At 46.7% G+C, this 24,509-nt stretch carries 27 protein-coding genes and 1 pseudogene; 3 read left to right on the forward strand and 25 right to left on the reverse strand.

Annotated features, from left to right (window positions below; translation table 11 throughout):
* Window positions 1–43 precede the first annotated feature (43 nt).
* The 15 genes and pseudogenes from deoR to UJ203_RS16680 form a co-directional block, all read right to left on the reverse strand.
* Window positions 44–985 carry a DNA-binding transcriptional repressor DeoR gene (deoR, locus tag UJ203_RS16610; protein ID WP_103672009.1) on the reverse strand — a complete coding sequence of 314 codons (942 nt, stop codon included), beginning with the start codon at window positions 983–985 and terminating at the stop codon, window positions 44–46.
* 132 nt (window positions 986–1,117) lie between these two features.
* Window positions 1,118–1,948, reverse strand: coding sequence for a DUF1206 domain-containing protein (locus UJ203_RS16615; protein ID WP_305934209.1), 831 nt, complete (start codon window positions 1,946–1,948; stop codon window positions 1,118–1,120).
* Window positions 1,949–2,012: 64 nt separating this feature from the next.
* A complete protein-coding gene (gene eutH / locus UJ203_RS16620; RefSeq protein WP_322012539.1) occupies window positions 2,013–3,122 on the reverse strand; it encodes an ethanolamine utilization protein EutH in 1,110 nt (369 codons plus the stop codon).
* 72 nt (window positions 3,123–3,194) lie between these two features.
* Window positions 3,195–4,541, reverse strand: a complete 1,347-nt coding sequence (locus UJ203_RS16625; RefSeq protein WP_322012541.1) for an MmgE/PrpD family protein — start codon at window positions 4,539–4,541, stop codon at window positions 3,195–3,197.
* A complete protein-coding gene (locus UJ203_RS16630; protein ID WP_322012543.1) occupies window positions 4,538–5,680 on the reverse strand; it encodes a M20 peptidase aminoacylase family protein in 1,143 nt (380 codons plus the stop codon). Before UJ203_RS16630 ends, UJ203_RS16625 begins: the two co-directional genes overlap by 4 nt.
* 15 nt (window positions 5,681–5,695) lie before the next feature.
* Window positions 5,696–6,445 carry an amino acid ABC transporter ATP-binding protein gene (locus UJ203_RS16635; RefSeq protein ID WP_105954550.1) on the reverse strand — a complete coding sequence of 250 codons (750 nt, stop codon included), beginning with the start codon at window positions 6,443–6,445 and terminating at the stop codon, window positions 5,696–5,698.
* A gap of 12 nt (window positions 6,446–6,457) precedes the next feature.
* Window positions 6,458–7,132, reverse strand: coding sequence for an amino acid ABC transporter permease (locus UJ203_RS16640; RefSeq protein WP_024123423.1), 675 nt, complete (start codon window positions 7,130–7,132; stop codon window positions 6,458–6,460).
* Window positions 7,133–7,154: 22 nt separating this feature from the next.
* Entirely contained in the window at window positions 7,155–7,949 is a 795-nt protein-coding gene (locus tag UJ203_RS16645) for an amino acid ABC transporter substrate-binding protein (RefSeq protein ID WP_095712644.1), read from the reverse strand.
* Window positions 7,950–7,972: 23 nt separating this feature from the next.
* Window positions 7,973–8,470, reverse strand: a complete 498-nt coding sequence (locus UJ203_RS16650; RefSeq protein WP_322012549.1) for a GNAT family N-acetyltransferase — start codon at window positions 8,468–8,470, stop codon at window positions 7,973–7,975.
* Window positions 8,471–8,483: 13 nt separating this feature from the next.
* A complete protein-coding gene (locus UJ203_RS16655) occupies window positions 8,484–9,809 on the reverse strand; it encodes an LLM class flavin-dependent oxidoreductase (protein WP_322012551.1) in 1,326 nt (441 codons plus the stop codon).
* 185 nt (window positions 9,810–9,994) lie between these two features.
* Window positions 9,995–10,275: pseudogene (locus UJ203_RS16660) on the reverse strand (hypothetical protein).
* Window positions 10,211–11,197, reverse strand: coding sequence for a penicillin V amidase (gene yxeI, locus UJ203_RS16665; RefSeq protein ID WP_322012553.1), 987 nt, complete (start codon window positions 11,195–11,197; stop codon window positions 10,211–10,213). Before yxeI ends, UJ203_RS16660 begins: the two are co-directional and overlap by 65 nt.
* 150 nt (window positions 11,198–11,347) lie before the next feature.
* A complete protein-coding gene (yidA, locus tag UJ203_RS16670; protein ID WP_322012555.1) occupies window positions 11,348–12,160 on the reverse strand; it encodes a sugar-phosphatase in 813 nt (270 codons plus the stop codon).
* A 39-nt stretch (window positions 12,161–12,199) separates the two neighbouring features.
* Window positions 12,200–12,760 carry a hypothetical protein gene (locus tag UJ203_RS16675; RefSeq protein ID WP_105991056.1) on the reverse strand — a complete coding sequence of 187 codons (561 nt, stop codon included), beginning with the start codon at window positions 12,758–12,760 and terminating at the stop codon, window positions 12,200–12,202.
* Entirely contained in the window at window positions 12,750–13,172 is a 423-nt protein-coding gene (locus UJ203_RS16680) for a DUF3255 family protein (protein WP_044160075.1), read from the reverse strand. Before UJ203_RS16680 ends, UJ203_RS16675 begins: the two co-directional genes overlap by 11 nt.
* Window positions 13,173–13,276: 104 nt before the next feature.
* Between UJ203_RS16680 and cotNE the strand changes: the two genes are divergently transcribed.
* Both cotNE and UJ203_RS16690 read left to right on the forward strand, forming a co-directional pair.
* Entirely contained in the window at window positions 13,277–13,642 is a 366-nt protein-coding gene (gene cotNE / locus UJ203_RS16685) for an inner spore coat protein CotNE (protein ID WP_095712641.1), read from the forward strand.
* A gap of 246 nt (window positions 13,643–13,888) precedes the next feature.
* The gene (locus tag UJ203_RS16690; RefSeq protein WP_105991057.1) at window positions 13,889–14,242 is read left to right on the forward strand and encodes a hypothetical protein; all 354 of its coding nucleotides are present in this window, start codon (window positions 13,889–13,891) and stop codon (window positions 14,240–14,242) included.
* A gap of 43 nt (window positions 14,243–14,285) precedes the next feature.
* Here the strand turns inward: UJ203_RS16690 and UJ203_RS16695 are convergent, their stop codons facing one another.
* Entirely contained in the window at window positions 14,286–14,684 is a 399-nt protein-coding gene (locus tag UJ203_RS16695; protein WP_024123433.1) for a hypothetical protein, read from the reverse strand.
* A 177-nt stretch (window positions 14,685–14,861) separates the two neighbouring features.
* Here UJ203_RS16695 and UJ203_RS16700 point away from each other — a divergent pair, with 177 nt between their 5' ends.
* Entirely contained in the window at window positions 14,862–15,827 is a 966-nt protein-coding gene (locus UJ203_RS16700) for an iron-hydroxamate ABC transporter substrate-binding protein (protein WP_322012558.1), read from the forward strand.
* Between the two features lie 41 nt (window positions 15,828–15,868).
* On the opposite strand, the gene UJ203_RS16705 is transcribed toward UJ203_RS16700, so the two are convergent.
* The 9 genes from UJ203_RS16705 to iolG form a co-directional block, all read right to left on the reverse strand.
* Window positions 15,869–16,216, reverse strand: coding sequence for a YxeA family protein (locus UJ203_RS16705; protein ID WP_227598475.1), 348 nt, complete (start codon window positions 16,214–16,216; stop codon window positions 15,869–15,871).
* Window positions 16,217–16,229: 13 nt separating this feature from the next.
* Window positions 16,230–18,098, reverse strand: coding sequence for an ABC transporter permease YxdM (gene yxdM, locus UJ203_RS16710; RefSeq protein WP_322012560.1), 1,869 nt, complete (start codon window positions 18,096–18,098; stop codon window positions 16,230–16,232).
* Complete coding sequence (gene yxdL / locus UJ203_RS16715) at window positions 18,073–18,846, reverse strand: ABC transporter ATP-binding protein YxdL (protein ID WP_024123437.1); 774 nt, start codon at window positions 18,844–18,846, stop codon at window positions 18,073–18,075. Before yxdL ends, yxdM begins: the two co-directional genes overlap by 26 nt.
* A 143-nt stretch (window positions 18,847–18,989) precedes the next feature.
* A complete protein-coding gene (gene yxdK / locus UJ203_RS16720; protein WP_322012563.1) occupies window positions 18,990–19,967 on the reverse strand; it encodes a two-component system sensor histidine kinase YxdK in 978 nt (325 codons plus the stop codon).
* Window positions 19,964–20,653, reverse strand: a complete 690-nt coding sequence (gene yxdJ / locus UJ203_RS16725) for a two-component system response regulator YxdJ (protein ID WP_322012565.1) — start codon at window positions 20,651–20,653, stop codon at window positions 19,964–19,966. Before yxdJ ends, yxdK begins: the two co-directional genes overlap by 4 nt.
* A gap of 107 nt (window positions 20,654–20,760) precedes the next feature.
* Complete coding sequence (gene iolJ / locus UJ203_RS16730; RefSeq protein WP_322012567.1) at window positions 20,761–21,633, reverse strand: 6-phospho-5-dehydro-2-deoxy-D-gluconate aldolase; 873 nt, start codon at window positions 21,631–21,633, stop codon at window positions 20,761–20,763.
* 20 nt (window positions 21,634–21,653) lie between these two features.
* Window positions 21,654–22,490, reverse strand: coding sequence for a 2-keto-myo-inositol isomerase (gene iolI / locus UJ203_RS16735; protein WP_322012569.1), 837 nt, complete (start codon window positions 22,488–22,490; stop codon window positions 21,654–21,656).
* Between the two features lie 86 nt (window positions 22,491–22,576).
* Window positions 22,577–23,446 (reverse strand): sugar phosphate isomerase/epimerase family protein, encoded by an 870-nt coding sequence (locus tag UJ203_RS16740; protein WP_059335278.1) that lies wholly within the window; start codon window positions 23,444–23,446, stop codon window positions 22,577–22,579.
* A gap of 21 nt (window positions 23,447–23,467) precedes the next feature.
* Entirely contained in the window at window positions 23,468–24,502 is a 1,035-nt protein-coding gene (gene iolG, locus UJ203_RS16745) for a bifunctional inositol 2-dehydrogenase/D-chiro-inositol 1-dehydrogenase (RefSeq protein WP_305934196.1), read from the reverse strand.
* Window positions 24,503–24,509: the final 7 nt, after the last annotated feature.

The following is a 24,509-nucleotide window of genomic DNA, read 5'->3' on the forward strand; positions in this document are numbered from 1 at the left end:
AAATTGGTAATTGAAATTTTGTTCAGCGAACGGTCTGAAGGTGTCACAAATCATTAACAAGTGCCCTTGCGGTATGCTGGTCAATGATTAACACATTGGCATATTTTCCTGTTAACGCACCATGGATGGAGGACACTTTTCGGCTTCCGCCGGCCACTAGTATAGAGCGTTCCTTCAGCCTCAGATCCTCAAGCTCGACGCCGATGGTCCGGTCATTGATGGCGGTGCTGCAAATCTTCCCTTCCTCGTCAAAGAAACGCGAACAGATATCTCCGACAGCCTGATGTTTCAGCAACGCTTTCTCTTCTTCGTTAAAATAGCCGAGCCGGAATAACAGCGCTTCGTCACGGACTGTTCCCACCGTGAAAAGAGCGATATTCGCCTGCTTGCCCATCTCAATGATCCGCTCGATATGACGGTCTTTCTCCACCATTTTCTTCACATCCGCATTATCAAACACGACGGGAAGCGGAAGATAGCGCGGCATCGTTTGAAAAGCCTCTGCAAACAGCTGAATCGTTTCAGCTGAATAGGTGTTTACCCGGGAATGGCTGATGCCGCCTTTCAGCTGGACGACCTCTACGCCTTTTACCTGCTTTGGCTGCATGTTTTGCGCGATCTGATACATGGTGGTTCCCCAGCTGACGCCGACGATGTCGCCGTCTTTTACCGTTTCATGCATATATTCTGCACCGTAACGGCTCAAGTCATGTGTGATTGCTGCATAGTCCGGTGTCGGAGAAAACACAACGTGCGCTTCGAGAAGCCCGTATTTCTCTTCCAGCATGGAACCGAGCGCATCTAAATCCTCAAAAGGGTCCATCACGCGAATTTGGACAAATCCTTTTTCTTTTGCGTATTGCAGCAATCGGGAAACGGTCGGCCTTGAAATGCTGAGCTGCTCTGCGATTTGCTGCTGACTGTAGTCAGACTGATAATAAAGCCTTGCCGCTTCTATGCTTAATTGTTGTTTTTCCCGATCCATTCCGCACCTCCCTTGGATCAGTTCATGGTGAACCTGCTTTTGATTTGCTTTTATTATACAGGCTGGCAACAGCTTTCATCCACCTGATTTGCAAGAAACTGAAAAACGCTCTGGCACAGATCTGCCCAGAGCTTATTTTTCCCACTTCATATATTGATAAATGCCTTTCATGATGGCGTATATTCCATATAACACAAGCCCGCACGCCAAAAAGATCAGAATCACTCTGCCATGCGGCTGCTGCGCGAGTTCGGCGAGCGCCCCGTCAAAGCCTCTTGTGTCGTCCGGATCAGAGGTGAGAGCGGTTTTTATGAGAAAGAAGCCGATGGCTGAGAAAATAATGGCACGGGCGATGTTGCCTGCGCGTCCTGTGTTTTTTGCAATACATATCATCTCTTTGCTCATTTTTGACATATCGAATTCTCTCATAAAAGAAGCCCGGATACCTTTCATGAATTGAACCATCGCAAATAGGATAAATCCCGCTCCTGTGAGTCCCGTCAGCCACTGGCCAAACGGCTGCGCCAATACATAAGCGGACCACGTCTGTTCAGAAGTGCTGCCACTCCCTTGATCAAAGACAAACCGAAGGGCATTCCACGCAATCGATGCGTATATGGCGGCGCTGAATAAATTTCCTGTTCTTCGCGACAGGCCCCGTCTTCCCGTGCCATGGCCCTCTGTATCCTTAATCGCACTCAGCACCATCCATATGACATACCCGATGAGTCCAATCCCGATGAAGAAAAGCAGAATCGATCCGTATGGCATGCGTGATAAGGTTTGGAGCGCTCCGCTTGAATCCTTTGCCCCGCTGCCAGCTCCGGCAGCCGTCATCAATGCCAGAATCCCGAGCAAGATAAAAACGCCGCCGAATGTAAAATAACCAAGCCTTCCGAATCGCTGTATCCAAGGCTTGGTTTCCTGTTTTATTTTAGAGATGCACTGGTCCTTCGCATCCATGTGCCCAACCCTCTTTCCGGAAACGTTACTGTATCATTTCCCGAATGAGGAGAGTTGAAACAGACTATCCTTCAAGAGAATCGTGTCTTTGCTTTTTGGCCGTATAGGCGGGTGTCGTCCAAGCAGCTGCCGCGACAGCTGTGATGCCGCCAGTTAATTTCCCGATGATCATGGCCGCCGCCATTTCCTTCTTCATTCCCGTCACAAAGCCGAGATGGCTGCCGAGCACAAAGGCTGCGCTGACCGCAAACGCGACATTGATAACCTTTCCTCTCGGCGTCATGTCTTTTAATAAGGCGAGCATGGGGATAAGATGTGCCAAAGAAGCAACCATTCCCGCTGTCGCTGCCTGATCTAAGTGTAACAGCCTGCCTAATGTATGGAGCGGTTTCTCAAAAGCTTTTGTAATAAAAGCTGTCAGCGGAAAAGCGCCCGCCAATACAACCGCGATGGTGCCTACGGTTTGTATGCCTGTTTCAATCTTTTCGAGGCCAGGTATTAATACAAAGCCTGTCATTGTTTCAATCGAGACAGCAACAAGCCCAATGATCGCAACAATACTGACAGCCTTCCCGAAAACGTGAAATACGCGGATTGTCTTGTCGGTGCTGCGCCATAGTCCAAAAGCGATAACCGCAGAAAAAAGACTTGGAATCAGAATGTTTTTCAGGATCAATCCCATCTCAAATCCCGCAGCTAACCCGCCTGCGAAGCATCCGATCGGCACAGTGCACAGTCCGATTAAAATGCCTTTTGCAAAATACGGGTGATCCTGTTTTTCAATCATGCCAAGAGCGACGGGAATGGTGAACACGATCGCCGGCCCCATCATCGTCCCCAGAAATACCCATGAAAACAAGCCGGCGTCCGGATCTTTCGCCATTTCTTCTGCCAGCGCATAGCCTCCCATATCAATGGCCAAAATGGTGTTGGCAAAGGAGGAAGGGTCTGCGCCAATGGCGGCATAGACCGGAGACACGACGGGAATCAGTATGGCCGCAAGCACTGGCGCCAGCGACACAATCCCGACCATTGACAGCGCAAGCGGCCCCATGGCCTTAAAGCCATCCGCAAACCGCTCGCCAAGCCCCCACCTGTTTCCCAAGCAATAATCGGCTGCTCCCACTAATAAAAAGACTGCCAGAATACATACAACCGCATCATTCACCGTCATGGCCTTTCTCCTTTTTCAAACGTATGATTTGGCTTTATCATATCATCTGAAGGAGGGGATGAGAGGCGGATTCTAATCTAAACGCGATAAAAATCCTTTCATGTCAGCGCGCTCAATGGCCTCTATGATATGCGATGCTTTTTGCACATCACTTGGCAGCGCTGATTTTAATTTTTCTTTTACATCTTCTTCAGACAGACCGTTTCCGGGAGCTCCCTTCGGGCAGTCCACCCGCGCTTCACATATGCGTCCATCTGATAAAAACGCCCGAACAATGGTGAAACGGCCTTTCGGAACCGCTTGAGAGGCCGGCTGAATGCGATTGTCATACACACGCTGAATATGACGCATTGCGGCCTGCATATGATTTGGTATGGGCTCGCTGTTGAAATGTTCAGCAATCAGCTTCTTTCCGTGCAGGGCAAGGGCAATGACATATTCAACGCTGAAGCGGCCTTCCTCTCCTGTTTTTGGTGATCTTGCCGTTAATGCAGCATCTCCGCCAGGCGGAAAAACGACTTCAATCCGTTCTGTATTGTCAGCAGAAATGGCTTCCTGAGAGATAAGCTCGCGAATGGCATCTGCCGCGTGGTGCGCCGCAGAACAAAATGGATAGATTTTAAACCATAAACCTGGCTTCACGATTCTCCATGGTTTGCCCCAATGGCTTAACAGCGTGGTTTGAGCCTTGTCTAAATCACCGTATAGGCTGAAGAAACCTTTTTCTCCATCCAGTGCCGTACGAGAGCCTCCAACATCAGATTGGGCCAGTTTAACAGCAAGCAAGCCTGATTGAGCTGCCAGCCCTGCGTGCAGCGGTTTCATTTCTGTACCGAATTGCACCCTCATTCCGGCAGACTGCGTTGCGGCAAAACCGATTGCTATTTCCAGTTCTTCTTGAGTGAGCTCCTCCGCGTACCCTACAGCACAGGCGGCGGCTATGGCTCCGAGCGTTCCCGTATTGTGCCAGCCTTTTTCATAGTGCGGGCTGCCAATCGACTCCCCAAGCCTTGCCATTACTTCCACACCGACAATATAAGCGCCAAGAAGCCGCTCGTCACTTTCTCGAGCGGCAGCTGAAGCAATGAGTGCCGGCAAAATAACTGCACTCGGATGTCCCCTTACATCGGAATGGACATCATCGAAATCCAAAGCATGGGCGATAAATCCATTGAGCAGCGCAGATTGTAATGGCGCTGCCTTTTTCCCTTGTCCGATAATAGGGACAAGTGGCGTGCCGCCTTCCTCTTCGATCAGATGCAAAAGCTTTTGAATGCCGTTTTCTTCTCTTCCGGCAAATGATGCGGCTGTAAAATCGAGCAATCCCTTTTTGGCTTCACGCATCGCGTCAGTGGCGTTCTCAGGCTGTGACGTTCTCACAGCCTCTGCAAGACCTGCTGTCAGTTCTGTTTGGATCATTTGATTGACCCCAGTACAATAACAGCCAGCTCAGCAAAGTAGCTGGATGCAACTTGTAGTGCGTCTTCATCCAATGTAAACGCCGGGTGATGCCACTCCTCTGTACCGTTCGTTCCCATCCACACAAAAAATCCCGGGATCTTCTCTTGATACAGAGCGAAGTCTTCTCCGCCCGGAGATTGCTCCGCATGAACCGTTTGATAGCCAAGCCGGGCCGCAGCTTCTGACGCCGCGTTCAAAAACGTGCCGTCATTCTGAACGGACGGCAAATAAGGAAACCACCGGAATTCGGCCTGTGCCCCGTAGCCCGCGGCGATTCCTTCAGCCACTCGTTTCATATGCTCCGGAACGGCCTTTCTCGCTTCTTTTTGGAAGGTGCGAACGGTGCCCTCCATTTCAGCCTGGTCCGGAATCACGTTCCATGAACTGCCTGCCTGTAATCTTGTGATACTGACGACCGCGTTTTGCAGTGAGCTGATGTTGCGGCTGACCACAGATTGCAGACCGCTGACCATTTGGCCTGCCGCTGCTATGGGATCAATGCTGTTATTGGGAATGCCGGCGTGTCCGCCTTTTCCTTTCACAACAATCTCAAACCGGTCTACGCTTGCCATGAGCGGACCTTCCTTTATCCCAATGGTGCCGACAGGCAAATCAGGCTTATTGTGCATGCCAAAAATGGCGGAAACATCGTCCAGCACGCCTGCTTCTATGACTTTCCTTGCTCCTGCGGCGATTTCTTCCGCTGGCTGAAAGATCAAGCGGACCGTGCCTTTCAGCTCGTCTCTTCTTTTATTCAGCAAAATGGCTGTGCCGATAATGGAAGCTGTATGAAAGTCATGCCCGCACGCATGCATCGCGCCGTCAATCTTAGAGGCAAACGGCAGGTTCGTTTGTTCTTGGATCGGGAGCGCATCAATGTCCGCTCGTATCGCGATCACAGGTCCGTCTGACTCCCCTTTGATTTCCGCAATTACACCTGTTTCTAATTGAGGAACATCAAGAATCTCTATATGTTCTTCCTCGAGCCAGCGGCGGATTTTTTTTGTCGTTTCAAACTCTTCAAATGAAAGTTCAGGGTGTGCATGAAGGTCACGCCGCATATTGATTAAACGTGTATGAAACGTTTCTTCGGCCATTCTTCTTCTTCCCTTCTATATAAGCTCTGCAGGCTCTCCCACCTGCTTGATAAATCGTTTCGTCCGTTCGTTTTTCGGATGGTCAAACAGTTCCTCAGGCGTTCCCTGCTCGATAATATGGCCGTCTGCCATAAAAATCACTTTATCGGCAACCTCTCTTGCAAATGCCATTTCGTGGGTGACGATGATCATTGTTGTTTGTTTTTCCGCAATCGATTTGATGACCTGAAGCACACCCGCCACGAGCTCCGGGTCAAGCGCCGAAGTCGGTTCATCCAGCAAAATCGCATGCGGATTAACCGCAAGTGCCCGCGCGATGCCGATTCGCTGCTGCTGGCCGCCGGACATTGTGATCGGGTAGCTGTCAGCTTTATGCTCTAAACCAACCTGCCTCAGAATCTCCATCCCAATACGGTTCGCTTCATCTCGTGATTTTCTTTGAGCCGTGATTAAAGCCTCAGTAATGTTTTGCAGGGCGGTTTTATTTTTAAACAGATTGTAATTTTGGAAGACCATGGCCGTTTGCTGACGGAGCTGGTACGCTTCCTTGCGTGTAAACTTTTCCGCGTTCAGTTTGGCTTCTCCAATTTCAATGATGCCTTGATTAGGGCGCTCCAATAGATTCAAGCACCGAAGAAGCGTTGATTTTCCGGAACCGGACGGACCGATGATCGCCACCACTTCTCCGCGTTTTACTTCAAGGTCGATTCCGTCCAGCACGACCAGATCTTTAAACGCTTTGCGAATATTTTTTACTTTTATCAACTGATTTCACCTCTAAGTCCGGTATGGCTTGCTCATGGCGCGTTCAAACAAGTCCTGCAGGATGCTGTAAATGATTGTAAGAACCCAGTAGACAATCGCAACCGCCAAATAGGTTTCAAAATACTTCAGATTTCCTGATGCATACATCTTGCCTTGCGCAAACATCTCCATGACACCCAAAGTAAATGCCAATGAGGTTTCTTTTAGGAGGCCGATAAATGTATTACCCGTTGCCGGTATCGCATTTCTGACTGCTTGCGGAAGGATAATTCGTCTGTAAGCCTGAAGTTTCGTCATACCGACAGACAGGCACGCCTCCAGCTGCCCTTCATCAACAGAGTTAAGGGCGGCGCGGAAGATTTCTGCCAAATAGGCGGCGTTTTTTAAACTTAAACCGATAATGGCAGCTGTGAGAGCTGTCATCTTGCTCATCTCCGGAAACAGCTGCGGCAGCCCGTAATAAATTAAGAACAGCTGCACAAGTGTCGGCACGCCCCGGAAAAATGAGATATACAGCTTTGACAGCTGATGAAGCACTGGAATTTTGTTTTTTGTAATGAGTGCGAGAATAAGTCCTCCGATAATCGCAAAAATCATAGCTGCTACAGCCATAAACAATGTAATCGGAAGGGCCTGAATTAAAGTCGGGAATGCTGAGATCATGAATTCCCAATCAATCGTATTCATTCTGGTGGTTCACCGCCGTTTCTTAATGCTTCTGTTCTGCTGTGATATCTTCGTTAAAATATTTTTCTGAAAGCTTTTTAAGCGTTCCGTCTTTGCGCAGTTCATCGAGCGCTTTATTGACTTTTTTACGGGTCTTGTCGTGCGCGTCATCCTTGGCAAATGGGAATGCGACTTGTTCGTACACAATCGGATCTCCGGCTAGCTTCAACGGCAAGCCTGTTTTCTTAATTTGCGCGATCAGCACACTTCGGCTGTTTACGTAAGCGTCCACACGTCCGTATGCGACATCCTTCAGGGTGCCTTCTTGTGTTTCGTATGTTTTGATATTGATTTTTTTGTCAGGATCTTTGCTTTCAAGATTTTTCGCGTGATTTGAACCTAAAACAGCAGCTACTGTCTTTCCTTTTAAATCGTCTGCTGATTTGATGTCGTTGTTGTCTTTTTTGACGACAATCTGTGTTCCTGCATAAGAGTACGGTTCTGTGAAGTTGTACATTTCCTTGCGTTCATCTGTCACCGCTACCTGATTGGAAATGGTGTCAAGCTTGCCTGTTTGAAGCTCTCCCATCAGACCGCTGAATTCGAGCAGCTTCCAGTCCAGTTTCATGCCGATTTTCTTTGCAACAGCTTCCATTACTTCTACATCAAAACCTGTCAGCTTTCCGTCTTCTTTATAAGCGAACGGGTAGCTCTGTCCGGTCGCACCCACATGAAGTACGTTGTCATCCTCTTTACTGCTGCTGTTTCCATTGCCGCAAGCTGATAGCACGGCTAATAACGCAGCAACTAACAGCACAGTCCATTTTTTCATTTTCATTTGATTTTCCCGCCTTTTATCTTTTATAGGTCATGTCGCAGTTGTTTTTTCATATAGACTGTCATATGTCCTTTGCCCAGATCCTTCTCGCCTGCTCGGACATATCCTTTTCTTTCATACATCTCGATCAGCCACGGGTGCTTATCCGCTGTTCCTAGCGATACAAACGGAACCTTTAACGTATCGCGCAGGATGGTCTGCTCAAGCCATTGAAGCAGCTTTGTCCCGACTCCCTTTTGCCCGGTTTCAGGATCAACAGCGAACCACCAGATATGAGGAACGCCATATGGTCCAGGCTGCTGTCCCCAAGGCATTCGCAAGGAGATGGTCGCGATGATCCGCCCGTCTTCTTCCATGACGTAACAGGCGTTTTTTCGGATATTGTTTAAGACCAGATCCAGATCCGCGTGGGCCGCGGCAAAACGAATGCCGAGCTTTCGAATCGGTTCATAGGCGCGCCATGTCAGCTCGAGAAGCTGTTCGGCATCACGTTCAGCTGCGAGGCGATATTGCGTCTTCATCGAGCGTTCCTCCTTACTTCGCATAACGGTTTACCGGTTTTTCTAAACCAAAATGCTCTCTCAATGTTGTGCCTTCATATTCTTTTCTGAACACGCCGCGCTCCTGTAAAATCGGAACCACTTTGTCAACGAACAGTTCAATTCCTTCTGGAAGAAGCGGAGGCATGATATTAAATCCGTCACAAGCTTTATGATCGACCCATTCCTGCATCTTGTCGGCAAGCTGTTCCGGCGTTCCGACAAAAATGTGATGGCCTCTGGAGCCTGCAACGTATTTGTAAAGCTCTCGTATTGTCATATTGTCTCGTTCAGCCATTTCTTGAACAAGCTTAAATCGGCTCTTCACCGCATTGGATGCATTCGCGTCAAGCTTTGGCAGCGGCCCGTCAAGCGGATATGCAGACAAATCAATTCCGCCTAAATAATTCTGAAGGATTTGCAGACCGACAGATGGAATGATTAAATCTTGAAGCTCTTGATATTTAGCCTGCGCCTCTTCTTCAGTGTCTGCGATGACCGGAAAAATGCCCGGCATGATCGCGATTTTCTCAGGATCGCGGCCAAACTCGGCTGCCTGCTTTTTAATTGATTGATAAAATTCCTGTGCCGATTCCAAATGGTTTTGCGCCGTGAAAATCACTTCAGCCGTTTTGGCAGCCAGCGCTTTCCCATCCCCTGATGAGCCCGCCTGAATAATGACCGGCTGGCCCTGCGGCGTTCTTGAAACGTTCAGAGGCCCGCGGACTGAGAAATAATTTCCTTTGTGGTTGAGCTCGTGCATTTTTTCTTTATCGAAGAATTCACCTGTTTCTTTATTGCGGATAAAGGCGTCCTCTTCCCATGAATCCCAAAGCCCTTTTACGGCCTCGACAAATTCTTCTGCCCGCTGATAGCGCAAGTGGTGTTCGAGATGCTTTTCCCCGCTGAAATTCTGCGCTGTTGACTCAATGGATGAGGTCACGACATTCCATCCGGCACGGCCGTTGGACAGGTGATCCAGTGAGGCGAATTGTCTGGCAATATGAAACGGCTCGCTATAAGTAGTAGAAGCTGTCGCTGTCAGGCCAATTCTTGAAGTCACCTGCGCCAGAGCTGAAAGCAAAGTAAATGGCTCAAACCTTGTAAGCACATTCGGATGCGATTTGCTGTCGATTGACAGGCTGTCTGCTAAAAACAGCATATCCAGCTTGCCCCGCTCCGCTGTTCTCGCCAGCTCTTTAAAATAATCCAAGTTCATACTCGCATCCGCAGGCGCGTCCGGATGCCGCCAAGACGCAACATGATGTCCGGTCCCCGCAAGAAAAACTCCTAATTTGATTTGCTTCTTTTTGCTTGTCATGACGTTACTCCTTTTATAATGTTTTAGGCTGAAAAGTCCGAAAAATAAACTCCTATATTCCTAGTCGTTTAATATGAATAAATCAAAATGTACATTTGTATGGCGAGTTTGTCAATGAGTTGAGATTAATTTTTTCTATTTAAGCTGAAAAGACCCTTGCGTGACCATAAGGGAACGGCATTGGTTCATTCAACTAGTGCAATAACCTCTATATCGGCAAGAAAACTGAGTCTGATGAAGCAAAGACTAAGTTTTTATTCAAAAAATGGATATACGATTTCGCCATTTCCTTGCCTTTTCTTTCGCTTTTAGCAAACTGCCTATCCACTCAGACGCCGTAACGATCGTATAAAAAAACAGCTGACTCCGGATTCAAACCGGAATCAGCTGATTGATGTGAATTAATTAAGCTCGTGAATACTTTCTTCTGCTTTAGCGGAAAACACTTTAGGCTCCAAACAGTCAAGGTCTTCATGAAATAAATTTACTTTTTGGATTTGCCGATTGTCATAGTGGTGGAAATAGTAGTTTCCCGTGTCGTTACACATCACGGAAGTATATTGCGTATAATGAATTTCGTCTTTTTCCGTTATCACTGCGCCCTTGGGTATGGTCATATTTGCCAAAATTTGAAGAGCGGCTGTTACACCTTTCGTTTCATCGGCTGCCGGCTCTAGGTGTTCTTTCAAATAAACAGCTCTGACAAACCGGGAAGGCGGTGTATAATCCCCCGGCAGGCCTACAGTTCCTAAGCCTTGGCCAAAAGCGGAAAGGGCTAATCCGCCCAGCTCTTTGCTCTCTAATTGCTTCGGTCTGATTCCTGTATATTGCTGCAGATTGGTTACATGCCATATAAAGTCGGGGCTGTTCGTCATGACACCAGGCTGATTGTCATAGACTTTGAGGCCATCTGCTCTCGGTTCTATCGTCAGGCTGCGTCCCGTCCGGTCTGACAATATCCAGTGAAGCGGTAAAACCGTATCCAATAGATCTAATTTTTTCTCTACAATCGTTAAAGATCGAATCTTTTCTTTCACGTCATCCAAAGACTTACAGACTGACAGCGCCCATGTCACAAACTCATGCGGGGCAATGTGTACGGTGTCTTCCCGTATCGTTTTTTCGTACTCCGCATAGCCCGGAAAATACAATGCAGCACACGATAAACCGTTTTCATTAACGCCGTCTGCAAATAAAATATTACCAAGTTTTCTCCCCATACCGATAAACGCGTACTGTGTCTGATGGGCCTTTCCGTCAGCTTCACTACTCCAACTGTAACGGCGCGGATAGAGAATAACCTCTGTCCCCAGCTGAAATGCAAAATCCATTGTTCTCGCTAATACATGTTTACAGTCAGCAGTTTCCAATGTAAGACTTGTGCACATCTGATCAGTCCCCTTTTCAATTCAGATTAATATCATACATATTGTGAACGAATTGGTTTTATCAGCATAACGAAAGTCAAATCGATTCGTCAAAGAATTGACATTATATCAATAAAACGAAAAAATCCAGCCTTTAAAAGGCTGGATTTTTTATTTAGCCAAAACAAGCTCGTGAATCGCATGCGCAACGCCATGTTCATTATTGGAGCGCGTTTGAAAGTTTGCGGCCTCAAGCACTTCCGGAATGGCGTTTGCCATGGCAACGCCGCAGCCGGCCCATTCGATCATTGTCAGATCGTTGCCGTTGTCGCCTATGCTCATGACTTCAGCCTGCTTGATTCCGAGCAGATTCGCCAGCTGACGCACAGCGTTTCCTTTGCTTGCTTCCGGATGCAGAATTTCGTAAAAGAAAGGAGCGCTTCTGACCATCGTATACTTTTCTCTCACATTTTTCGGTATCGATGTAATGACGCGGCTTAAGTGCTCTGGTTGATCAATAAACATCACTTTCGGAATGAGAATGTCTTTAGGCATTTCCTCAATCTTGCGGTAATGAAGCGGCACCTGTGTCACGTACGACTCATATACGGTAAATTCGCTGATATCACGGTTAGGCGTATACAGGTTGGCTGAGTCGAAGAAGTGCATCGGTGTCTTCAGCTCTAAGCTCAGATCATATAATGATGCCAAATCATCATATCCTAGAGACAATTCCGTCACCACTTCTTTTGTATGCGTATTTTGAACAAGCGCCCCATTATAGGCAATGACGTAGTCGCCTTCCTCAATTAAATTGAGTTCATCTAAGTATCTCCGAACACCTCCGATAGGCCGGCCGGTGCAAAGAACAATTTTTACCCCTTCCGCTTTTGCGGCATGCAGCGCGTCGCGGACCTCCGCCGTCACTTCATGATGATCATTTAAAAGTGTTCCGTCCATATCAATTGCTATTAATTTGTACATCCTGCATCTCCTTCGTGTCGTTTTCAGGCTATAGTCCCATCATATCGTTTTTTCTTTTTGATATTCAACTGAAAGCGATGATTTTCTCCTGTTTCTGTTTAGACGTCTGCCTTGTCTCCGGATCCGCGTGCGCGGCTTTCGCTTTGGTTCTGCTCCCTTTTCGCCGGTTTCTGCTTGTTTCTGTTTCATCAGCAGGAAGCCGGCAGCTAAAAATGGAATACCCGTGATATTTAAGATTGCAAGCTTCACACCCGCCGCCGTCAAAAAATATGCCCATGAAGATGAAGGATTCCGTCTGATCATCACATAAGCAGCCATTTCCAGAACAATCATGACCGCATGAAGCACTAAACAATAGATAAGCAATGCAATCACAAAAAACAGAACATAATTCACCATGGCGCCCGAGTACATCATAGAACGCAGCATTTGCATAAACGATAACGACTGCATCGTTCCGTTTATGACATTCGGATTGTAGATCGTATAGTCACTAAATAAATGTTTGATTTTGAGAAAAGCCCATAATACCAACAACCACTGAATAATATGTAAAATAAGGCCTGTTAACACCAGTCTTTCCGCTTTTTTATTTCTCATGTTTCTCCTCCTTGCGGGCCTTTGACTCGATTCTTGTCATCGTTTTTTCCTGACCATTTTGCTCCCATATCAACGTCCCGTCTTTCCCTCTTTTCAGTTTGCTTTTGAGCGGATAATAGGAGCCAAGGTACTGGATCTCAATGGAACCGTCAGCGCTTTGAGATATTACCTTGTATTCCATAAAGGGCAGCTGCACCTCTCCTCTCCCTTCAATCACCTCCGTCTCCAGCACCTTGTCTTTGGTAAATGTGACCGTTGCTGATTTCACGCCATCCATGGGACCGGGGATAATGCCCTCATCCCAAGTTCCGTAATAAAACGGCGTCTCGTCTTTTGGCTGCTGACAGCCCGAAATGATGAGACATACAGCAGACAGGAACACAATAACAGGTCCTTTTCTGCTCAGCGTCATCACCGTCCTTTCTTACTTTTTTAGGCGAATGCCGTGGCACTGTGCCAATGACTACATAGATTATAAGGAATTCACCCACATTACTTTTTAAGGAGATTGATTACATGAACCCTTATCAATATTACAGCCCGCAGCTCCCTCAGCAGGAACCCTACTATAGCCAATATGAATACAATCCATATCCGCAGCAGGATGTATACCAGCCATACCAGACGGACAGACAGCCGGCATTGGAAAGAAGAATCGCTGCTCTTGAACGGCAAAACGAACAGCAGACAAGAGAATTAACCCGTCTGTCGAATGAGGATCGCCGTCAAAACCGGGAAATTGCAAGAATGGCCGATCAGGTCAATCAGCTAAGCCAGACTGTTGAACGCCATACACGCCGCTTAAACCGGCTCAATCAGCGCCTCCGCGCGGTAGAAAACAGATTAAATATCCCATTTACTGCGGGCGAAGGCGGTTTCTGAAGCAAGAAAAGAAAAAAGCGGAATACGATTCTCCAGATTTCGGAGTTTCGTTTTCCGCTATTCTTATGTGCAGAGCGGGACATTTACATAAAAAGGGTTTTTACAAGTATACAATCTTTGCCGATTTCATTCAAAGATAGAGGGGGGAAGGAAAATAATTGTAGTTCCCCTTTTGCAGAATTTCTTTTGGTTCGGGTCGCATGATAATACCGACAAATGTCAATTGAACATACGGAGGGGTCATTTATGCACAATACGCAACACAGCCTGCAGCAGCTGAACCAGTGCCGCCAGACAGCTCAGCAGCTTATTCAGCAAACACAGCAAAGCAGCAACCAATATCGTCAAATGCTTCATCAGGAGCAGCAAAACATCCAAATGCTGCAACAGATTCTAAACCACGAACAACAAGCTGCACATACCATTCAGCAAGCGCTGCACGGACATGACACAGCCATTCAAAAATGTCAGCAGGTTGTCAACATGTGCAACCAAATGCAGCAGGAACTTACTGGGCAATCCAGCATGATGAATACGAATGTGTCTACACTTCCATTCGGTCAACAAACGCCATTCCAGCAGCAGTCCTATCAGCAGTAGCATATAAAAAGCTCAACACAATGTTTAGTGTTGAGCTTTTTTCTTACCGTTCTTTGCGAATATGTATATCTTGAATAGACTGTTTCGGCGCATGAAATCTGCTCTCGGCTTCACTTCTTGCCTCAGCAAAGGCCCGTGCCTCCACATTGTCTTTGTAGACATCCAGCTGAATCAGATACAGCGGACGCACTTTAAAACCGTGAATAATCGTCACAGCCCACAACGGGAGCACAATAAGCAATCCGGGCGGATCAGGCAGCACGAAAGCAAACGCAAATACGAAAAAATAAATGATTCCGTACATGATCCACTTTTTATTTCTAACTTTAATGCCAATAAATAAAAAGGCAAAAAAACTGGTAATGGCAAAAGGCATGAAAATAAACAGCATCCACCAGCTATGCAGCCATTCCCATGCGGCACCTCTTTTTGTGATTTCCATATTTTCCTCCTCCTATTTACCTATAATAATCGATTAATCATACCTCGTCACCCATAAACAGGAAAAACTTTTCGCCCTTAAAAATAGTGATAGACGGAGAACAGGTTTCTTGCTATATTATTAATTGATAATGATAATCATTACTAATGAATCAAAATACATATTGGAGGGTTCTTGATGAAAAAGAACACATTGCTCGCGGGCATGCTGGTGCTGCTTCTCATGTTTGTCAGTGCTTGCAGCGGCACGGCTTCGAAAGGAAGCTCAGGTGATTCAGCTTCCGAAAAGACAGAAATGAGAACATACAAATCAACAAAAGGCAACGTCCAAATTCCTGAACATCCGAAACGCATCGTCACTGATTTTTATGCTGGGGAATTGCTGTCTGTCGGGGCAAATGTGGTCGGCTCGGGCTCATGGTCATTTGATAATCCATTTTTAAAATCAAAGCTGAAAGATGTAAAGGATGTCGGTGATCCGATCAGCGTTGAGAAAGTAATGGAGCTTCAGCCTGACTTAATTGTTGTCATGAATGAAGAGAATGTCGATAAATTAAAGAAAATCGCTCCAACCGTTGTCGTTCCTTATAACACCGCGAAAAACGTCGAAGATACCGTAGCAATGTTCGGAGATATTGCGGGCGCCAAGGATAAAGCAAAAGCATTTATGGCTGACTTTAACAAAAAAGCGGAAGCAGCCAAAAAGAAAATAGCCGGCGTCATCGACAAAGATGCGACCTTCGGCATTTATGAAAACACGGACAAGGGCGAATTCTGGGTCTTCAATGACAATGGCGGTCGCGGCGGCCAAGCTGTATACAACGCGCTTGGGTTAAAAGCGCCTGAAAAGATTGAACAAGATGTCATCAAAAAAGGCGAGATGAAACAGCTCTCTCAAGAAGTGATTCCTGAGTATGCCGCAGATTATATGTTCATTACGGACTACAATCCGAAAGGCGAAAGCAAAACACTCGACAAGCTGAAGGAATCCTCCATTTGGAAAAACCTAGACGCTGTGAAACATAACCGTGTGTTTATGAATGATTTCGACACCTTCTATCCGTACGATCCGATTTCCGTCAGCAAACAGGTGGATATCATCACCGACATGCTGATCAAACGGGCCGAAGAAAATAAAAAATAAAGAAAATGGCACAGTTATGACACTGTGCCATTTTTTATGATTCACTTTAATGCTGACTGTACGGAGTGCGGCATATCTTCAAACCTGACTTCTTCCCAAGTCTCGACATACTTTCCTTTTGCCTTCACCTTCAAATATGCGTTCTTCCGAAGGTCTTTACCGGCGAAAAAGGTCACTTCTTCTTTTTTTCCGGATGCGTGATATCCGTCTAATGTATACTCAGTACCGCCTGGGCTAAGATGTTTACCATCTCGATCAATCTGCACATAGACATCTTGCTGGTGAATAAACGGATTAAATCTGTCTGTAACATCGTTATGAAAAAAGAGAAGCCCGCATATTACGGCAGCAGCCGCCAAAACGACCAGGATTGCCAATGCTTTTTTCATCTTTACCCTCCCCTTACTTGTTCATTTTTTTCAAATAGCTTGACCGCACCGCGAGGAAGAATAGAAGCTGAAAAAGGAAAAACCCTCCGATGGTGAGACTGAGCGGTCCCGCTACATCGGAATAGCCATCCACGGCCAATGTTCTCAAGGCAAACAGCGTATGCATAACAGCAATGACAAATGGAAAGAAAAAGAGAATCGCCAATTGTATCGTCACGCTTTGTGACATCTCACGCTCACTCAAACCGATTTTGGCCAGCGAACGGTAGCGCTCCCGATCTTCTTCTAAATCGGTGAACAGCCTGAAATATAAGAAACTTGCTGCCGCGACAAAGAAGACGATCGCGATAAACAGGCCGATGAATAAACTCAAGCTCGGCAGCTGCACCGTATCATAGTAGGTGCCGGCTTTTGCCATAAAATCAGAATGCACATCAATATAGTTGCCGTAAATCTCATTTTTCAAGGATTGGCTGATCCCAAGACTGTCTTTCCAATGATCATAGCTGTAGCCGTATAATGACGCTTTATCACCGAGTGATTTGAGCTGATCAAAGGTTTTATCGTTCACCGCGATGATGGCGTTCAATGAGATCAGCGGTTTTTTAACTTCAATTACTGACAGTTTTTGTCCGGACAGCTTGCCTTTTTGGTTCAGCAGCTTCAGCTGATCCGGCGCTTCGTTTTTGAAATTTCGGTCATACGTGCCCGGGAAAAAGATAGCCTCATCATTTTTCAGGCCGTTCAGCTTGACATGGAAGTATTTTGATACATCCGATTCGCTGATCATGTAAACAGGGGGAACAGTTTCTCCTTCCTGATAGCGAACATAAGAAACATTTATTTCGTCTTTCTTATACGTAAAACCGTGTGTTTTCAGTTCATGGTCAATTTTTTTCAAATGAGTCTCTTCTTTTGGATTGCCGCTGTAAGATATATACTCCATCTCATAAGCGGACTCTTCCGCCCCGACGGTCGATTTGTACATCGCGAGCACACCCGTAGCCGTAAACGCAACCGCGGAAATAATGCTGACAATAAAGAACAGGCGGGCGTTGTCTTTTAAACGATAGACAAGGTCAGAAACCCAAATGACATTTTTCCCGCGCAGATAAAAGGTTTTCCACTTCTTCAGCGCGCGCAGAATCCATATGCTGCTTTGGCTGAAAAAGAAATATGTTCCGATGACGGTGAGCAGTAAAATGATAAACGGTTCGGCCCCGTGGACATTGCCTTTAAGAACCATGCCGTACCCGCCGCAAAGACAGGCGATGCCGAATAAGGACAGAAGCACGGACGGCTTAGGCTCCGGCTTAATCTTGTCAGTGCCCTTTATTAATTTGATAACCGTATTTGATCTGACAAAAAGGATCGTAAACTGCGATAAAAAGAAAAATAAGAGCAGAAATCCGCCGGCCGTAATACCGAGCGCTTTCCAAGGCATATACAAAGGCAGCGCGTCCATTTCTAAAATATAAGCGCCGACCGTAAAGAACGTCTTTGAAAAAATGAATCCTCCGATTATGCCGGCTGCAATTGACATGACGCCGATGATCATGTTTTCCGCAGTAATGAGCTTTCTCAGCTGCCCCGGCGTGATGCCCTGCATGAGCAGGATGCCGAATTCTTTATTTGTTGATTTCAAAAATGCATTAACCGAATACAGAACAAATAAGAAAGAAAAAACAAAGATCATCCATTCCGCGGCGGTTAGGCCTTTTTTGGCGATGTTATTTAGATAGCCTTCCTTTAATGCCGGATGAAACAGGAACATCGCAAAGGTAAAGAAGATCAAAACGGAAAAGGCACTGCTTAAAAAGAATGCAAGATAAGCCCTTTTGTTTCTCGTGACGTTTTTATAAGCGAACTGAAGAAAGGTCATTTGCGTTTCCCCCCAGCATAGACAGCACATCGAGAATTTGTTCATAAAATACTTGGCGGTTTTCCCCGCGGTAAATCTCATTAAACAGTTCACCGTCTTTTATAAAGATGACGCGGCGGCAGTAGCTTGCCGCAACAGGATCGTGGGTCACCATCAAAGCCGTGACATGATCATCCTGATTCAGGCTCTGCATCGTTTCCATGACGTCTTTTGACGCTTTGGAATCAAGGTTTCCCGTCGGTTCATCGGCCAGGATGAGTGACGGCTTATGAATGACCGCTCTTGCGATGGCGGCCCGCTGGCGCTGGCCTCCGGACACTTCAAACGTCCGTTTGTTGAGCAGGTCTTCGATACCGAGCTTTGCCGCGATGCCTTGCAGTTTTTCTTCCATTACAGATGGTGCTTCTTTTTCAAGCGTTAACGGCAGCATGATATTTTCACCGATTGTCAGCGTGTCCAGAAGGTTGAAATCCTGAAACACAAATCCGAGCTGCTTGCGGCGGAAATGAGCGAGCTTTGTCCGCTTCAGGCGATGCGGGTTTTCTCCGTGAATCAGGATATCGCCTGAATCCGGACGGTCGATCGTTGAAATGATATTCAAAAGCGTTGTTTTTCCGGACCCGGACGGCCCCATCACCGCCGTAAACTCGCCTTCTTCTATTGAAAATGAAATTTGCTTTAAGGCTTGATAGGATACTTGTCCTTTATAAGTTTTATTTATATGTTTGACTTCAAGCATATTCGCCATGAGAATCCTCCTTATGGTTTTATTCTTGTTGATCTGGGCTGCTTTCATGTAGTGCCGGGGCGTTCAACATAAAAATCCCCTTGACATAAATCCATGTTATCAAGGGGAAACAAAGCGGGCTATGTTGTTTTCTTAACGCAGCCTTACATTTTTGTAAGAAATGAAAATCGAACTGATGTCCCTTCACCGGGAGACGAGCTGATGTCCACAGTATGATTGAGCTTACTTGTAATTTCTTTGACGAGATGGAGGCCGATTCCCGTAGATTCTTGGTAACGCCGCCCGTTTTCACCGGTGTAATAAGGGTCAAACACCCGCTTGATGTCTTGCGAGGGAATCCCGACGCCGTAATCTTTGACTTCAAGCACCGTCCTGTCTTCATCGCGGAAGACATTCAGCTCAAGTCTGTCACTCTTGCCCGCTGAATACTTGACCGCATTTGTGACCACTTGGCCGATCGCAAATTTGAGCCATTTTGCATCGGTGTAAATCTGACGATCATCGCAAACGTTCATTTTCGGATAAACGCGATATTGAATAAAAAATCGTTTATAGCTTTGAATAACTGATTGAAGAAGCTCGGACAGGGAAACCGCTTCAATTTTAAAATCCCGTTCAAACAGGTCGAGCCTTGAAGAATAAAGAAGCGTCTCCAGCCCGAACTCAATCTGCCGGACTTCTTTTTTGATTTGTTCAAAAACGGGCTCATCCTCTTCCTGAATGATTAAATTAATGACCGACAGCGGCGTCTTTACTTGATGCACCCATTGATTCATATACGTCACCCGCGCGTCAAGCTTGGCTTCGGTCTCATGGAGCTTCTGGTGCTGAAGCCGGGTCAGCTCCATCTGCTTTTCATACAGCTCTGAACAAAACACTGAAGAACCGAGATACGGGATGTCCGTCCCTTCCTGTCCTGAACTGAGCCAATGATACACGCCGCGGTCTTTGTACCAGCGATAGGCAAGATAACCCGCCAAAATAAGAAGCTGCACGCCCAATATGTAAAACAAGTGAGAAAAAGAATGAAGACCCGCAAACCAGTAATAAAAGAAGACAAACAGCCCTTGAAGAAGAAAAAGCAGAATCAGCACTGCATGAGACCGGAGAAACAGCTTCATGACTGCGCCCTCAGCTGGTAGCCTTCGCCCCGCACCGATTCAATAGAAACAGGCGCATTCAGCTCCCGCAGTTTTTTTCTGAGCCGCGTGATATACACGTTAAGTGTATTATCATCGACGAAAATGTCGGTGTCCCACGCTTTTTCCATGAGCCGGTCTCTTCCCGTCACCTTTTCTCCCCGCTCCAGCAGCACTTCCAAAAGCTTACTTTCTTTTTTAGAAAGCTCGCTTTTTTCATCCTGAAAACGCAGTTCAAACCGTTCCACAAAGAGCTGCACGCCGGTATATTCAACCACTTTCTCCCCCTGTTTTGCGGCGTACTCTCCGTATGCCCTGCGGATCTGGCTTTTGATTTTCGCCAGCACAATATCGTAGGAAAACGGTTTTTCGATATAATCGTCTCCGCCGTTTTCAATCGCCATCACCTGATCCATTTCCCCGCTTCTGGCTGAAATGAAAATGATCGGGCTTGTGGAGTGCTGGCGGATCTGGCGGCACCAATAATAGCCGTCATAGGACGGTAGGTTGATATCAAGCAGCACCACATCAGGCTTTTCTCGCAAAAAGACATCAAGAACAGCCGTGAAATCCCCGGCGACCACAGTTTGGTATCCGTATTTTTCAAGATAATTCTGCAATAGTCCGCGAATGTCTTCACTATCTTCCACAATCATGATTTTATTCAAACTGAACCACTCCCGTTTCTTACACTGCTGCCATCATCATAATCGTTTCGGGGGTACGGACGCAACACCGCACAAAAAAACCGCCATCTCGGCGGTTTCAGGTCTCTTCAGCCGACCTGCTGCTTAGCTGCTTTACCGGCTGATCCGAACTCTCTCATTTTGCTTCGCACTGTCTCTTCCACGGCTCCAATGCCGGGTTTCATATAGCCGCGCGGTTCGTACAGATCGCTGTTTTCCTGAAACATGCGGCGTGTTTCGTTTGTCCAGGCTACCATACATTCCGTATTGATATTGATCTTCGCGTGGCCGAGCGTGATGGCTTTTTTGATCTGATCCCGCGGAATCCCGGATGCCCCGTGAAGAACGAGGGGAATATCAGTCATGCGGGAGATAGCCTCCATTTCCTTAAATCCGAGATTCGGCTCACCCTGATATTTGCCGTGTACAGAGCCGAGGGCAGCGGCTAGCGCGTCGATATTGGTTTCTTTGACGATCCGCTCACATTCCGTGATATCGGCATAGCGGACCCCGCCGAACAGCCCGTCTTCCATTCCTCCGACCGTGCCGACTTCGGCTTCTACTGACACACCGTACTTTGCGGCATAATCGGTGACTTCTTTTGTCATCGCGATATTCTCGTCAATCGGCTGATGAGAGCCGTCAATCATCACTGAGCTGAATCCGGCATCAATGGCCTGTCTGCAGCGTTCCGCACTGCTTCCGTGATCAAGATGAAGCACCACGGGAACGGTAATCGCCATTTCCTCCATTAACGCGCCGACCATGGCGGCAATCGTTTTAAATCCGCCTAAATAGTCGACAAGGCGATCGGAAGCCGCGGCGATGACTGGTGATCGCTCCTTTTGCGCCGCCTGCAAAATCGCCTTCGTCCACTGCAGGCCGTTGATATTAAACTGTCCGATCGCGTATTGCTCCCGCTTTGCATCTTCAAGAAGCTCTTTCATCGATACAAAAGCCATGTTCACCCCTCCTTTATCAATTACATGCTGAAATATTTTGATACCGCATCAATTGTAGTTTCTTTCGCTGTTTGAATCGTTTCTTCCGCACTGAGCTTATAGTATTCAGGCCGGAACAGCTCAACGGATACCACCTCAGAGAAGCCTATTTCCTTGAGGGCTGATAAGTGGGCATCCAAGTCAATCGCCCCTTGGCCGGGCCATACGCGATCTTCATCCGTTAAAAAGCCGATTGGGAAATCTTCCGTATCGTCAATATGATAAATAAAGATTTTCTTCCCGTCCGCCTGCTTTAAGCTTTCAATATTTGATCCCATCGCATGGAAGTGGAAGCTGTCAAAGACAAGCCCGACATTGTCGCGGCTAACAGTATTGATGATGTCATACGCCTGTTCAAATGTATTGACCGTACATTGCGGATGGCCGACAAACTCAAGGGCGATTTTTACGCCGTACGGTTCGGCGATATCAGAAAGCTCAGTCAGCACCTCTACACAGCTCTTTTTGATCTCTTCTTTTAAGATTTTCTGCTCCGTCACAAGCGGAACGGCCACCACATATTGCACACCGAGGGTTTTGCAGGTTTCCATCATGCCCTTAAATTCAGCAATGATCTCCTGATAGCCCTTTTCATCACGGTTATTGAAGAAAACGAGTGCGTTTAAGGCAAGCGGTTTAATGTGATGGGTTTGAAAGTATTCCGCAAGATCGGCCAATGAATGGTCTTTTAAGTACTCCGGCAGCTTATCCATTGTGCGGATTTCAATATAATCATAGCCATGCTTTTCGCATAGCTCTACATCCTGTTTAAGATTTGAGTTTTCCAATGTTGTTGCTTCATTGAAACACAGTTTCATGTCAGACTCCCCCATCTGCGTTTTAGATATGAAGGGAGTTCGGCAGGGAGGCTGTTCGCCATATCCCGCCGAACTCCATGCTCAGCTTATGCCAGACCTAATTCTTCTTTCATTTTTTTAAGCATAAATCGGCTTGATTCATCCGCTCTTTCGTCTACCCAAGCAAACACGGCATTCGTCGCAATTCCGTCGAACTTCATCTCTCTCAGCTTTCTGAAAATCGTATCAAAATCAACCTCGCCTTGACCAATGTCCAAATGCTGGTGAACCGTTACTTTCGCGTCAGGCGGATTGACGATATAGCGCAGGCCGTGAGCCGCTTTATGATTAAAGGTATCTGCAAATAAAACATGTGTGAGACGGTCGCCGGCTTCGTCAAACATTGTCGCGATATCGCCTTTTCCGTCATCATAGAAGAACGTATGCGCAGTCGAGTAGACAAGGTTGATCCAGTCCTTGTCGAGCGCGCGGATCATATCCATCGCACCTTTGTGCGTTTCGATAAAATCGTACGGATGGGCTTGAAGATTGAGTTTAATGCCTTCTTTTTCAAAGACTGGCAGAAGCTCATCCATGGATTTGATAAATTTTTCTTCGCTTGTTAAAGGATCATATTTTGAACCGCTGAATTCACTGTTCATCAAATCCACTTCAAGTTCAACCGCAATTTCGATCGCCCTTTTCCAGTTGCGCACCGCAGCCTGGCGGCGGTCTTCTTCAGGACCCGCCCAGTGGTAAAGCGGAAGGAGTGATGAAAGCTTAACACCTGTATCCCTTAAAAGCCGCTTTAATTGTTTGATCTTTGCTGAATCGACTTTCGGATATTTATAGAATGGACAAAAATCCTCGCGCGGGGAAAGTTCAATATATTCATAGCCAAGCTCCGCCGTTTTATAGACCATTTCCTCCAACGTTAAATCATCTCGATACATCGATGGATCCAATGCTAATTTCATTTTTTTCACTCCTCCATATTCCTAGTTTTCCACTGTTGTAAAGGATTGATAGAATTCCGGTTTTTCCTTCAATTCAACCTTTTCTTTTTGTCCAGATTCCTGGGCTTTTACACACGCATCAGTCGTAACGGCAGCAATATAGCCGTCCCATGCCGTCGGCCCGCTGACTTCACCTTTTTTCTGGATCGAATCAATGAAGTCTTGGATTTCCACATCGTACGCATCCACAAAGCGTCTCTGCCAATCCATCAGAATATTTGTGCTGAATTTGCCTTCTTTTCTCATGCTGATGCTTGATGGTTCAGGAAGCTTGATGATGCCGTCTTCTCCGACGATCTCACATTGAATGTCATAGCCGTATTTACAGTTCACATAGATTTCAGCATTGATGACGATACCGCCTTTTGTTTCAATGACTACGATTTGCGGATCTTTTAAGTGCGGCAGGGCATTTTTTGATTTTTTCGGATAGATGACTTGAACGGACTCGTAGTCATCATTGACGAGCCAGTGCAGCACATCAATTTCATGAACAAGCGTGTCGACTACGGCCATATCCGTTGTATAGTTATCAGCTACACTCGGGTTGCGGTGCGCGCAGTGAATCATGAGCGGCTCGCCGATGACATTGTTGTCGAGCGCCTCTTTCAGCTGTACGTAACCGCTGTCATAACGGCGCATAAAGCCGACTTGAACAAGGCGTTTCCCCGTTTTCATTTCCTCTTCGACGATGCGCATGCATCCTTCAGCCGTTGTCGCGAGCGGCTTTTCACAGAACACATATTTCTGGGCTTTAATGGCTTTCAGCACACTCGATTCATGCGCAGGCCCCCAGCTAGTCACTAAGACAGCGTCTACATTTTCATCTGCCAGAAGGCTGTCATCATCAGGATATACTGCTGCGTTTAATTGGTAGTGCTCGACGACGTTCTGTGCGGCTTCTTGATTCACATCCGTTACAGCTACAATTTCTGCGCCGGACAGTTTGTTTGTGATGCGGTTAATATGTTCTTTTCCGATTGCTCCAGTTCCAATAACACCAATACGTAAACTCATTGACAGC

Source organism: Bacillus sp. V26 (genome assembly GCF_034296245.1).
GTDB classification, from domain to species: domain Bacteria; phylum Bacillota; class Bacilli; order Bacillales; family Bacillaceae; genus Bacillus; species Bacillus halotolerans.

What these genes read in the sequence shown, in the direction of transcription:
- deoR (WP_103672009.1), bottom strand. Translation starts at nt 985, where the DNA reads ATGGATCGGGAAAAACAACAATTAAGCATAGAAGCGGCAAGGCTTTAT.
- UJ203_RS16615 (WP_305934209.1), bottom strand. Translation starts at nt 1,948, where the DNA reads ATGGATGCGAAGGACCAGTGCATCTCTAAAATAAAACAGGAAACCAAG.
- eutH (WP_322012539.1), bottom strand. Translation starts at nt 3,122, where the DNA reads ATGACGGTGAATGATGCGGTTGTATGTATTCTGGCAGTCTTTTTATTA.
- UJ203_RS16625 (WP_322012541.1), bottom strand. Translation starts at nt 4,541, where the DNA reads ATGATCCAAACAGAACTGACAGCAGGTCTTGCAGAGGCTGTGAGAACG.
- UJ203_RS16630 (WP_322012543.1), bottom strand. Translation starts at nt 5,680, where the DNA reads ATGGCCGAAGAAACGTTTCATACACGTTTAATCAATATGCGGCGTGAC.
- UJ203_RS16640 (WP_024123423.1), bottom strand. Translation starts at nt 7,132, where the DNA reads ATGAATACGATTGATTGGGAATTCATGATCTCAGCATTCCCGACTTTA.
- UJ203_RS16645 (WP_095712644.1), bottom strand. Translation starts at nt 7,949, where the DNA reads ATGAAAATGAAAAAATGGACTGTGCTGTTAGTTGCTGCGTTATTAGCC.
- UJ203_RS16650 (WP_322012549.1), bottom strand. Translation starts at nt 8,470, where the DNA reads ATGAAGACGCAATATCGCCTCGCAGCTGAACGTGATGCCGAACAGCTT.
- UJ203_RS16655 (WP_322012551.1), bottom strand. Translation starts at nt 9,809, where the DNA reads ATGACAAGCAAAAAGAAGCAAATCAAATTAGGAGTTTTTCTTGCGGGG.
- yxeI (WP_322012553.1), bottom strand. Translation starts at nt 11,197, where the DNA reads ATGTGCACAAGTCTTACATTGGAAACTGCTGACTGTAAACATGTATTA.
- yidA (WP_322012555.1), bottom strand. Translation starts at nt 12,160, where the DNA reads ATGTACAAATTAATAGCAATTGATATGGACGGAACACTTTTAAATGAT.
- UJ203_RS16675 (WP_105991056.1), bottom strand. Translation starts at nt 12,760, where the DNA reads ATGAGAAATAAAAAAGCGGAAAGACTGGTGTTAACAGGCCTTATTTTA.
- UJ203_RS16680 (WP_044160075.1), bottom strand. Translation starts at nt 13,172, where the DNA reads ATGACGCTGAGCAGAAAAGGACCTGTTATTGTGTTCCTGTCTGCTGTA.
- cotNE (WP_095712641.1), top strand. Translation starts at nt 13,277, where the DNA reads ATGAACCCTTATCAATATTACAGCCCGCAGCTCCCTCAGCAGGAACCC.
- UJ203_RS16690 (WP_105991057.1), top strand. Translation starts at nt 13,889, where the DNA reads ATGCACAATACGCAACACAGCCTGCAGCAGCTGAACCAGTGCCGCCAG.
- UJ203_RS16695 (WP_024123433.1), bottom strand. Translation starts at nt 14,684, where the DNA reads ATGGAAATCACAAAAAGAGGTGCCGCATGGGAATGGCTGCATAGCTGG.
- UJ203_RS16700 (WP_322012558.1), top strand. Translation starts at nt 14,862, where the DNA reads ATGAAAAAGAACACATTGCTCGCGGGCATGCTGGTGCTGCTTCTCATG.
- UJ203_RS16705 (WP_227598475.1), bottom strand. Translation starts at nt 16,216, where the DNA reads ATGAAAAAAGCATTGGCAATCCTGGTCGTTTTGGCGGCTGCTGCCGTA.
- yxdM (WP_322012560.1), bottom strand. Translation starts at nt 18,098, where the DNA reads ATGACCTTTCTTCAGTTCGCTTATAAAAACGTCACGAGAAACAAAAGG.
- yxdL (WP_024123437.1), bottom strand. Translation starts at nt 18,846, where the DNA reads ATGGCGAATATGCTTGAAGTCAAACATATAAATAAAACTTATAAAGGA.
- yxdK (WP_322012563.1), bottom strand. Translation starts at nt 19,967, where the DNA reads ATGAAGCTGTTTCTCCGGTCTCATGCAGTGCTGATTCTGCTTTTTCTT.
- iolJ (WP_322012567.1), bottom strand. Translation starts at nt 21,633, where the DNA reads ATGGCTTTTGTATCGATGAAAGAGCTTCTTGAAGATGCAAAGCGGGAG.
- iolI (WP_322012569.1), bottom strand. Translation starts at nt 22,490, where the DNA reads ATGAAACTGTGTTTCAATGAAGCAACAACATTGGAAAACTCAAATCTT.
- UJ203_RS16740 (WP_059335278.1), bottom strand. Translation starts at nt 23,446, where the DNA reads ATGAAATTAGCATTGGATCCATCGATGTATCGAGATGATTTAACGTTG.
- iolG (WP_305934196.1), bottom strand. Translation starts at nt 24,502, where the DNA reads ATGAGTTTACGTATTGGTGTTATTGGAACTGGAGCAATCGGAAAAGAA.